The organism is uncultured Microbacterium sp. (genome assembly GCF_913776565.1).
In the GTDB taxonomy this organism is placed as follows: domain Bacteria; phylum Actinomycetota; class Actinomycetes; order Actinomycetales; family Microbacteriaceae; genus Microbacterium.
The window spans coordinates 1-9,649 of record NZ_CAJYPF010000034.1 but is presented as its reverse complement, the minus strand read 5'-3'; the positions used below and the strand labels follow the sequence as shown (position 1 = coordinate 9,649).

The window sequence follows — 9,649 nt, the reverse complement described above, 5'->3', positions numbered from 1 at the left end:
ACGAGCAACTGGTACGAGCTCGCGACCTCCAGCGGCGCTCAGGTCGAGGCCGTCGAGGGCTGGGCCCAGGCGGTCGCCCTCCTCAAGCAGGGCCGCGTGGATGCCACGATCAACGACCAGCTCACCTACCTCGACTACGAGAAGACGAACAGCCCGACGGGCCTGAAGATCGCGGCCGAGACCGAGGACACCTCCGAGAGCGCCTTCGCGTTCAAGAAGGGGCAGGACAAGCTCGCCGAGGCCGTCGACGGCGCCCTCGAGGAGCTGCGTGCCGACGGGACGTTGACCCAGATCAGCGAGAAGTACTTTGGCGCCGACGTCACGCAGTGAGCGTCCGCGCCCTGTAAACCCCGCGGATCATCCGCCTCGCACCCCCTAGCGTGAGAGGCGGATGATCCGCGTGTTCGTCCGTCAGGCAAGAGGAGGCCCATGAACGACCTATGGACGTTGCTGCTGGATTCGTTCTGGCCGATGGTCCTGGCCGGGATCACGGGCACGATCCCGCTGTCGCTGGCATCCTTCGCCATCGGTCTGGTGATCGCCCTGCTGATGGCGCTGCTGCGGCTCTCACCCAACGTCGTGCTGTCGGGGATCGCCCGCTTCTACATCTCGATCATCCGCGGCACGCCGCTGCTGGTGCAGCTCTTCGTGATCTTCTACGGTCTGCCCGCGGTGGGCCTGACGATCGATCCGTTCCCCGCCGCGATCATCGCCTTCTCGCTGAACGTCGGCGGCTACGCGGCCGAGGTCATCCGCGCGGCGATCCTCTCGGTCCCGCGGGGTCAATGGGAGGCGGCGCACACCGTCGGGCTGTCGCGCGGCAAGACCCTCTCGCGCATCATCCTTCCGCAGGCCGCTCGGGTGTCGGTGCCGCCGCTGTCGAACACCTTCATCTCGCTCGTCAAGGACAGCTCCCTGGCATCCCTGATCCTGGTGTCGGAGCTGTTCCGGCAGGCGCAGAACATCGCGGCCTTCTCGTACGAGTTCATGGCCGTCTATCTCGAGGCGGCGCTGATCTACTGGCTGTTCTGCCTCGTGCTGTCGTTCGCTCAGAACGCCCTGGAGAAGAGGTTGGACCGCCATGTCGCCCACTGACCCCACCGCCCCCCTGCTCGCCGTCAGCGGGCTCGAGAAGAGCTTCGGCAGCAACCGCGTCCTCGCCGGCGTCGACCTCGAGGTGCGCCGCGGCGACGTCCTCGTGCTGATCGGTCCTTCGGGTTCGGGCAAGACCACGGTGCTGCGCTGCCTGAACGGCCTCGAGACGCCTGACGCCGGAGTGGTCGCGTTCGACGGGGGACCGCGCGTGGACTTCGCGCAGAAGGTCTCCAAGGCCGATCGCACCGCTCTGCGGGACCGTTCCGCGATGGTCTTCCAGCATCACAACCTGTTCCCGCACCTGACGGTCTTGCAGAACGTCATCGAGGGACCGGTGCAGGCGCACGGCGTCCCCAAGGCCGAGGCCGTCGCCCGGGCCGAGCGGCTGCTGGCCCGCGTGGGTCTCGCCGAGAAGCGCGACGCCTACCCCTCGGAGCTGTCGGGCGGACAGCAGCAGCGCGTCGGCATCGTCCGCGCCTTGGCGCTCGAACCGCAGCTGCTGCTCTTCGACGAGCCGACCAGCGCCCTCGATCCCGAGCTGGTGGGCGAGGTGTTGACGGTCCTGCGCGAGCTCGCGAACGAGGGCTGGACCATGGTGATCGTCACGCACGAGCTGGGTTTCGCCCGGCAGGTCGCTGATGAGGTCCTTTTCTTCGACGGTGGGGTGATCGTCGAGCGCGGGGCTCCCGCGCGGTTGTTCACCCAGCCGCAGAAGGAGCGCACGCGCCGCTTCCTCGACCGTCTGCTGCGACCCCTCGACGGTCCCGACCCGTCCTGAGCGCTATGAACCGCCTGACCGACCTGCTGGGTGTCGACACCCCCGTCGTGCTCGGCCCGTTCGGCGGGTTGTCGTCGGTGGCTCTGACCGCCGCGGTCAGCGACGGCGGAGGTCTCGGTTCGTTCGGCCTGTACGGATACTCACCGCAGCGCATCCACGACACCGTCGCCGCGCTGCGGGCGGCGACCGCGCGCCCGGTCGCGGTGAATCTGTGGATGCCGCGCGGCGACGAGGTCACCCCCGACACCGTCGACGCGACGGCGGCCCTGGACGCCGCCGAGCCGCTCTTCGCTCGCGCGGGCGTGGCGCGGCCCGCCCTTCCCGCGGCGTTCCTGCCGGACGTCGACGATCAGCTGGACGCCGTCCTGTCGGCGCGGCCCGACGTCCTGAGCCTGGTGTTCGGGATCCCGGATGCCGGCATCCTCGCCCGCGCGCGACAGCGTGGCATCCGCGTCGTCGGCACCGCCACCTCGGTCGCCGAGGCCGTCGCGCTGGACGCGGCGGGGGTCGACGCGATCGTCGCGACGGGGATGGAGGCCGGGGGCCACCGCGTGTCGTTCCTTCGCGATCCGGCCGCCTCGCTGGTCGGGACCTTCGCCCTCGTGCCCCAGGTGGTCGACGCCGTCGGCGTGCCCGTGATCGCCGCGGGCGGCATCGCCGACCGGCGCGGCGTCGCCGCCGCCTTCGCGCTCGGTGCCGCGGGCGTGCAGGTGGGGACCGCGTTCCTGCGGACGCGGCAGTCGGCGGCCACGGCGGCGCATCGTGCGGCGATCGCGCGGGCGGCGGACACCGACACCGTCCTGACCCGGGCGATGAGCGGCAGGATGGCGCGCGGCATCCCGAACGAGGCCGTCCGAAGGATCGAGGCGGCGGGCGAGATCGCGCCGTTCCCCGCGCAGAACTGGCTGACCGGGGTGTTCCGTCAGGCCGCCGCCGCGTCGGGCGACGCGGAACTGCTGTCGCTGTGGGCCGGCCAGGCGGCGGGGCTCACGCGCTTCGACGACGCGGCGGACGTGCTGGCCGAGCTCCGGGCCGGCGTTCCCGCCTAGGCTGTCGGTCGGATCTCGAAACCGGTCGCGTCCTCGGCCGCCTCGTCGAGCGAGTCGACGTCGTCCACCGCTGCCGCGGGCGGCCCGTCGTGCGCCCAGGCGATGACATCCTCGACGGCGTCGGCGTCACCGGCGAGGCGGGCTTCGACTCGGCCGTCGCGCCGATTGCGCACCCACCCGGCGACTCCTCGCCGCATCGCCTCGCGCTGCAGGGCGTAGCGGAAACCCACACCTTGGACGCGGCCGCTGACCGTGATCGTCACCGTTCTCATCACTCCATCATCGGTGTTGTGGCGGACGTCAGTGCGGCAGCACCAGCGACACGGCGAGGACGAGCATGACGATCGCGATCACGGCATCCACGATCCGCCACGCGCGTGGGGTGTCGAGCCAGCGCCCGAGGTAGCGCGCCCCGTAGCCGAGGGCGGCGAACCACACCAGGCTCGCCAGGCTCGCGCCCAGCGCGAAACCCCACCGCCCGTCGCCGTGGGTCGAGGCCACGGATCCGAGCAGGAAGACCGTATCGAGGTAGACGTGCGGGTTGAGCCAGGTGAGGGCGAGGCAGGTCGCCACGGTCGCGGTCAGCCCGGTCCGGCTGCGCACCGCGACGGCCCCCACGGCGGGGGAGGGGGAGCCGGTGTCGACGTGCAACGTCCGGCCGGTCGGCCGCACGGCTCGCCGTGCCGCGAGCAGCGCGTAGCCCAGCAGGAAGGCGGCGCCCGCCCAGCGCACCGCGACGAGCAGCCACGGCACGGCCTGCAGCACCAGACCGACTCCCGAGACCCCGAGCAGGATCAGGGCCGCGTCCGAGACCGCGCACACCACGACGACGGCGAGGACGTGCTCGCGACGGATGCCCTGGCGCAGCACGAAGAGGTTCTGGGCGCCGATGGCGACGATGAGCGAGAAGCCGAGTCCGAGACCGGCGACGACGGAGGGCAGCACATCGACGACGATAGGGTGCGGCGCAAAAGAAGCACAGCTCAGGATTCTGCAGGGCCATTAGCATCGCTTCATGTCGATCCCGCTCGATCTCGCCCGCACCCTCGCCATGGTGGTGGAGGAAGGGACCCTGGATGCCGCCGCCCGTCGGCTGCGCGTAACCCCGTCCGCGGTGAGTCAGCGGATCCGCACGCTCGAGGACCAGCTCGGGCGGGTCCTGCTCGTGCGCTCCAAGCCCGTCCGGGCGACTGAGGCCGGAGACGCGGTGGTGCGTCTCGCGCGACAGCTCGCGCTGCTCGAGCACGACGCCCTCGCCGCGATCGGCGCGGAGGGCGGGGCCGTGGCATCCCTTCCGCTCGCCGTGAACGCCGACTCGCTCGCGACGTGGTTCCTGCCGCCGTTGGCGCGCGTCGCCGCGCGGCGCGAGGTCGTCTTCGACCTGCACCGCGACGACCAGGACTTCACGGCGGGCCTGCTGGAGTCGGGCACCGTCATGGCGGCGGTGACCTCGCGCGAGGCGCCGGTGGCGGGATGCCGGGTGAGCCGGCTCGGCATCCTGCGCTACGAGGCGGTCGCCACGACCGCTTTCGCCGCCCGCTGGTTCGCCCGCGGCGCGGACGCCGAGGCGCTCGCCGACGCGCCGCTGGTCGACTTCGACCGCCGCGACGACCTGCAGACCCGGTGGCTCACGCGGCGCGGCGTCTCGGCCGCGGCGCCGCCGCGGCATCGCGTGCCCGCCTCGCAGGACTTCGCCACGGCGATCGAACTGGGTCTGGGCTGGGGGCTGCTTCCCGGCTTCCAGTCCGAGCGGGGCCTCGCCACCGGATCCCTCGTTCGGCTCGCCGCCGACCCGATCGACGTGCCGCTGTTCTGGCAGCGGTGGAACCTCACCTCGCCCCTCTTGGACGAGGTGGCCGACGAGGTCGTCGACGAGGGGCGTCGCCGTCTCGCCGCGTGATCAGTCGTCGCTCACGTGCAGGACGATCTTCCCGTGCGTATGGCCCCGCTCCAGCTCGGCGTGGGCCGCGGCGGCGTCGGCCAGGTCGAACACGCGATCCACGTACGCGCGCACCGCGCCGGAGTCGAGCAGGCGCGCGATCGTCGCGAGCGCCCCGCCGTCGGGGATCGTCTTGTAATCCGTGGAACGGATGCCGCGGGCCGCGGCGGCCTCGCGGAACCCCGGCCACGCACCGGTCGGCACCTCGATCAGCAGGCCGCCCGGCTTGATCACGTCGAGCGAGCGGGTGCCGGTGTCGTCCGCCACGTCGCCGATCAGGTCGACGACGACGTCGACGGGCTCCACGACGTCCTCGAAGCGCTCGGAGGTGTAGTCGACGACCTGTGCCGCGCCGAGCTCCGACAGCCAGTCCAGGGTGCGCCCCGAACCCGTGGCGATGACGTGGGCGCCGAAATACGCGGCGAACTGCACCGCGAAGTGGCCCACACCGCCCCCGCCGGCGTGGATGAGGATGCGTTGCCCCTGGTGCGCGAGGGCCGTTTCGACGACGACCCCCCACGCCGTGAGTGCGGCGACGGGGACGCCCGCGGCCTCGACGTGCGAGAGCGACGAGGGCTTGCGCGCGAGCGAGAGGGTGGGCACCACGGCGTACTCGGCGTACGCTCCCGGCGTGCGGGGTACCGCCGCCATGCCGTACACCTCGGTACCCACCGGGAACGGGTGCGCGTCGAAGGGCGTGCGCACGACCACGCCGCTCACGTCCAGGCCGAGGACGCACGGGCCGTGCTCGATCGCCGCCGACAGGCCGCGGCCCGCGCGCGTCTTGGCGTCGATGGGGTTCACGCCCGCGGCGACCACCCGCACGAGCACTTCGCTCAGCACGGGTGTGGGCACGGGCACCTGCGCCGTGCGCAGCACCTCGGGCGAGCCGGGATCATCGAACACCACGGCCCTCATGGACTCGGGCACCGCCGGAGCGGGGAGAAGGGCTGTCTCGGGACGCGTCGATCGGAATCTCATCGTGCGCTCTCTCTCGCCGGGGCCGCCACGCGGCGACTCCGCCGCGCGTGAACCCAGCTAAGCGCGCCATTGTCTCGGCGGTGTTTCGGCTCCGTCACCGTGGCGCGAAGCCCGGTTCCCCGGATGCCGCGCCCCACGGTCGGGCGCCGCTCAGTCGCGCGAGGGCACTTCCCCCACCGCGAGCGCGTGGAGCAGCGTCGAGAGGTGGCGGATGTCGTCGATGGACCAGTCGGCGATGGCCTCGAACAGGCGGCTCTCATGCGGAGCCCGTGCTTCGGCGAGGCGCGCGTGGCCGAGCTCGGTCACGGCGATGAGGCGGGAACGACCGTCGTTCGGGTCGGGGGTGCGCGTGACGAGTCCGAGGTCCTCGAGCTCGCTGATCCCGCGGCTGAGGAAGCCTTTGTCGGCGGCCAGACGCTCGGCCAGCGCCGAGAGAGTGAGCGGACCGAAGCGGCTGACGACCGACAGGGCCTTGAACGTCGCGGGGAGCATCCCGGGGCTGACCCGTTCCGCCGCTTCCGAGACGAAGCGGCGGAACACGGTCATCAACTCTGAGAACGACGACTCCAGGGCGTGCACGGCTGCACGGCGGTCCTCGTCCACGTCGCTCATCACGTCAGACATCCTCTCCCATCCGAGCGTCGTCGTGGGCACGGCGCGGGGATCCGGCATCCTGCGTCCGTACCGTGCCGGTCGCCGAGAGGGTGGCCATGGCCTCGGGCACTGACACCGTGGCGAGGTCGGCCTCGCTCGCCGCGACCCGCTCGGAGGTGGTCATGCGGGTGAGCGGACGATTGGGCAGAAACAGGATCGCGACCAGGCTGACCACGGCGACGGGCACCGCGATGAGGAACGAGTGCGCGATCGACTGCGCGTAGATGTCCTCGACGATCACGCGCACGCTCTCGGGCAGCATCGACACCTGCGGGATCGTGCCCGACTGCAGGCTCTCGGCGACCGCGGCGCCGCCCGCACCCAGGCCCATGATGGCCGTGCGCAGATCGTCGGCCCGGTCGGTGAAGAGGCTCGTCGCCATGCTCGCCAGCGCCGCGCCCATGACCGAGACGCCGATGGTGCCGCCGAGGCTGCGGAAGAAGGTCACTCCCGAGCTCGCCGCTCCCATCTGAGCGGGATTCGCGGTGTTCTGCACGACCAGGACGAGATTCTGCATCGTCATGCCGACGCCGGCCCCGAGCAGCGCCATGTAGACCGAGACGAGCGCGAAGTTCGTGTCGTAATGGATGGTGGACAGCAGGAACGATCCGGCGATGAGCAGGATGCCGCCGGCGATGAGGAACGGCTTCCACCGGCCGAAGCGCGAGATCAGCGCGCCGACGACGATCGACGACACCAGCAGACCGCCGATCATCGGGATGGTCATGATCCCGGCCTCGGTGGGCGTGGCGCCACGGGCCATCTGCATGTACTGGCTGAGGAACACCGAGGTGCCGAACATCGCCAGGCCCGTCGCGATCGAGGCGATCGTGGCGAGGGTGAAGGTGGCGTCGCGGAAGAGGGTGAGCGGCACGAGCGGCTCGGACGAGCGCAGCTCGACGACGACGAACAGGATCGCGGCGACGACGGCGCCGCCGACCATCAGCAGGGTCTCGACGCTCGCCCAGTCGAAGCTCTTGCCGGCGTTGGTGACCCAGATCAGCAGCAGCGACACGGCGGTCGACAGCAGCACGATGCCGAGGTAGTCGATCTTCACCGCGCGCTTCGCGCGGACGGGGAGGTGCAGCGTGCGCTGCTGGATGAGCAGGGCGGCGACGGCGAAGGGCAGGGCGACGAAGAAGTTCCAGCGCCACCCGAACGCGTCGGTGATGACGCCGCCGAGCAGGGGGCCGCCGACGGTCGCCACGGCCATCACGGCGCCGAACAGGCCCATGTAGCGGCCGCGCTCGCGGGGGCTGATGATGTCGGCCATGATCACCTGGCTGAGGGCGGCGAGTCCACCGGCGCCCAGGCCCTGCACGGCGCGGAAGGCGATGAGCATGTCGGTGTTCTGCGAGAAGCCCGCGGCCGCGGTGGCGAGGACGAAGACCGCGATGGCGATCTGGATGAGCACCTTGCGGTTGAACAGGTCGGCGAGCTTGCCCCAGATGGGGGTCGAGATCGCGGTGGTGAGCAGGGTCGCGGTGATGACCCAGGTGTAGGCGTTCTGGTCGCCCGACAGGTCGTGCACGATGACGGGCAGCGACGTCGAGACGACGGTCGAGGCGAGCATCGACACGAAAGTGCCGAGCAGCAGGCCGATCAGGGCCGGCAGGACGCGCCGCTGGGCGGGCGCGTCGGACGTAGTGGCTGTCATGCGGAGCTCCACGGAAGGGGGACGGATGCCGCGACGACGATGGCGCGATTAGTTGACTGATGTCAACGATACGCCTCTTACTTGACTTGCGTCAACCATTAATCGAGCAGAGCGAGCGCGCGATACCTCTCCGAGGGGTCCGGGCGGACCGGTGCCGGTCGGCGCGCCTCCATGGTCCGTCGGTACAGCTCGTCGATCAGCGAGGTCGCGAGGCCCACGAGTTTGGCGATCTCGCGTTCGTCGCGGTCGACCCACTGGCAGCGCGGCTCGTCATGCAGGGGGACGAACCCGTCGTGCTGCTCCCACGCCACGAGGGTGCGCTCGGCGCCGAGGACGTGCTGCTGCCACCAGATCTGCCGCATGTACGTCTTGGGGATGGACCGCCACGCCTTGTTGGTCGTCTTGATCTCGGCGAGGACGATGCGTCCCTCGCCGTCGACGACGACGCCGTCGGGGGTGGCCAGGTGGCGCTTCTCGACGACCGCGTGGTACAGCGCGGAAGAGGGGCGGATGCCGTGCGTCGCCGCCACCCAGGCGGCGATCTCGGGCTCGCGTCGACGACCGTGCGCCGTGAAGGCGTTGCCCGAGAAGTTCGAGCCCATGAGCTTGGCATCCGCCGCACGCGAGATGGCGTTCGCGCTCGTGAGCGTCGCGACGTCGGTTGCGGTGATGCCGCGCGACCGCGCGCGGATCCACGCCACGCGATCGCGGGAGTCGGCCACGATCCGGGCATCGAGGTCGGCGCTGCGCGACGCGACGAGCTCGGGGGACATGCGTTCGACCCTAACCCCGCGACGCTCGGGAGCGCCTGCGAGGCGCGGCGCGTCGGCATCCGGGGTCTTGTGGTCCAGGTAAGGGTGACCTAAGTTGTTCGCATGGCTCTCGACCCTCGCGTGCTGCGCCGCCCCGACGGCGGCCTGTGGAGCGATCTCGAGGGGGCAGTGCTGCTCGGCGGCGATGCGGGCAATGTGCCCGAGATGCAGAGGATCGCGGCCGCGCTGTCTCCCGCCGCGCACCTCACCGTGGTCGTCGAGGTCTGCGGGTCCGCGCAGCTCGGCGTGATCGACGCGGGCGAGGGCCGCGTGAGCTGGCTCGACCGGACGCTCGACGGCGAGTTGCGCCCCCGCGGCGAACGGCTCGCGCAGGCGATCCACGCCTGGTGCGCGGAGTGGGCATGCGGCGACGACGCCGTGTGCACGGTATGGCTGGGCGCGCGGACCCCGTCGCGCATCGTCCGCATGACCCGCGCCCTCCTGCCCGAGCCGCGCGTGTCGTGAGGCGAGGCGGCGTGCCCGCCGCCCGCCGCCCGCCCGCCCGCCGCGTCGTCGTCGGGCCTTCACCCGGCGCTCGCCCGCCCATCCGGCGCCCATCCACCGGCGAGACCGCACGCCGTCGTCGAGACCGCATCTGCTCGCGGGCAAATACGTGCGGTTTCGCTCATCGCCTGCGGTTCGAATGGGTGGCCGTCGATGCCGCACACGTTCCTCCCCAGGTGC

12 protein-coding genes are annotated in these 9,649 nt (G+C 71.3%); 6 read left to right on the top strand and 6 right to left on the bottom strand.

Annotated features, from left to right (window positions below; all coding sequences use genetic code 11):
• From QZ433_RS02145 to QZ433_RS02130, 4 genes are all read left to right on the top strand, one after another.
• Window positions 1-330, top strand: a 330-nt coding sequence (locus tag QZ433_RS02145) for a transporter substrate-binding domain-containing protein (protein ID WP_295779795.1), incomplete at its 5' end; no start/stop codon positions are given.
• 99 nt (window positions 331-429) lie between these two features.
• Window positions 430-1,095: an amino acid ABC transporter permease gene (locus tag QZ433_RS02140; protein ID WP_295779794.1), complete on the top strand. Its 666-nt coding sequence runs from the start codon at window positions 430-432 to the stop codon at window positions 1,093-1,095.
• Window positions 1,082-1,873 (top strand): amino acid ABC transporter ATP-binding protein, encoded by a 792-nt coding sequence (locus QZ433_RS02135; protein ID WP_295779793.1) that lies wholly within the window; start codon window positions 1,082-1,084, stop codon window positions 1,871-1,873. Before QZ433_RS02140 ends, QZ433_RS02135 begins: the two co-directional genes overlap by 14 nt.
• 5 nt (window positions 1,874-1,878) lie before the next feature.
• Window positions 1,879-2,922: a DUF561 domain-containing protein gene (locus QZ433_RS02130; RefSeq protein WP_295779792.1), complete on the top strand. Its 1,044-nt coding sequence runs from the start codon at window positions 1,879-1,881 to the stop codon at window positions 2,920-2,922.
• Here QZ433_RS02130 and QZ433_RS02125 read toward each other — a convergent pair.
• Window positions 2,919-3,194, bottom strand: a complete 276-nt coding sequence (locus tag QZ433_RS02125; protein WP_295779791.1) for an acylphosphatase — start codon at window positions 3,192-3,194, stop codon at window positions 2,919-2,921. The two genes, QZ433_RS02130 and QZ433_RS02125, sit on opposite strands and share 4 nt — an antisense overlap.
• A 28-nt stretch (window positions 3,195-3,222) precedes the next feature.
• On the bottom strand, window positions 3,223-3,867 hold the full coding sequence (locus QZ433_RS02120) for a LysE/ArgO family amino acid transporter (protein WP_295779790.1): 645 nt from the start codon (window positions 3,865-3,867) through the stop codon (window positions 3,223-3,225).
• 70 nt (window positions 3,868-3,937) lie between these two features.
• On the opposite strand from QZ433_RS02120, the gene QZ433_RS02115 reads away from it, so the two are divergent.
• Entirely contained in the window at window positions 3,938-4,822 is an 885-nt protein-coding gene (locus tag QZ433_RS02115) for a LysR family transcriptional regulator ArgP (protein ID WP_295779789.1), read from the top strand.
• Here QZ433_RS02115 and QZ433_RS02110 read toward each other — a convergent pair whose 3' ends face one another.
• The 4 genes from QZ433_RS02110 to QZ433_RS02095 form a co-directional block, all read right to left on the bottom strand.
• Entirely contained in the window at window positions 4,823-5,842 is a 1,020-nt protein-coding gene (locus QZ433_RS02110; protein WP_295779788.1) for an NADP-dependent oxidoreductase, read from the bottom strand.
• A 150-nt stretch (window positions 5,843-5,992) separates the two neighbouring features.
• On the bottom strand, window positions 5,993-6,454 hold the full coding sequence (locus tag QZ433_RS02105; protein WP_295779787.1) for a MarR family transcriptional regulator: 462 nt from the start codon (window positions 6,452-6,454) through the stop codon (window positions 5,993-5,995).
• Between the two features lie 4 nt (window positions 6,455-6,458).
• Complete coding sequence (locus QZ433_RS02100) at window positions 6,459-8,153, bottom strand: MDR family MFS transporter (protein WP_295779786.1); 1,695 nt, start codon at window positions 8,151-8,153, stop codon at window positions 6,459-6,461.
• 98 nt (window positions 8,154-8,251) lie between these two features.
• A complete protein-coding gene (locus QZ433_RS02095; protein WP_295779785.1) occupies window positions 8,252-8,926 on the bottom strand; it encodes a YqaJ viral recombinase family protein in 675 nt (224 codons plus the stop codon).
• Window positions 8,927-9,028: 102 nt separating this feature from the next.
• Between QZ433_RS02095 and QZ433_RS02090 the strand changes: the two genes are divergently transcribed.
• Window positions 9,029-9,430 carry a hypothetical protein gene (locus QZ433_RS02090; protein ID WP_295779784.1) on the top strand — a complete coding sequence of 134 codons (402 nt, stop codon included), beginning with the start codon at window positions 9,029-9,031 and terminating at the stop codon, window positions 9,428-9,430.
• Window positions 9,431-9,649 lie beyond the last annotated feature (219 nt).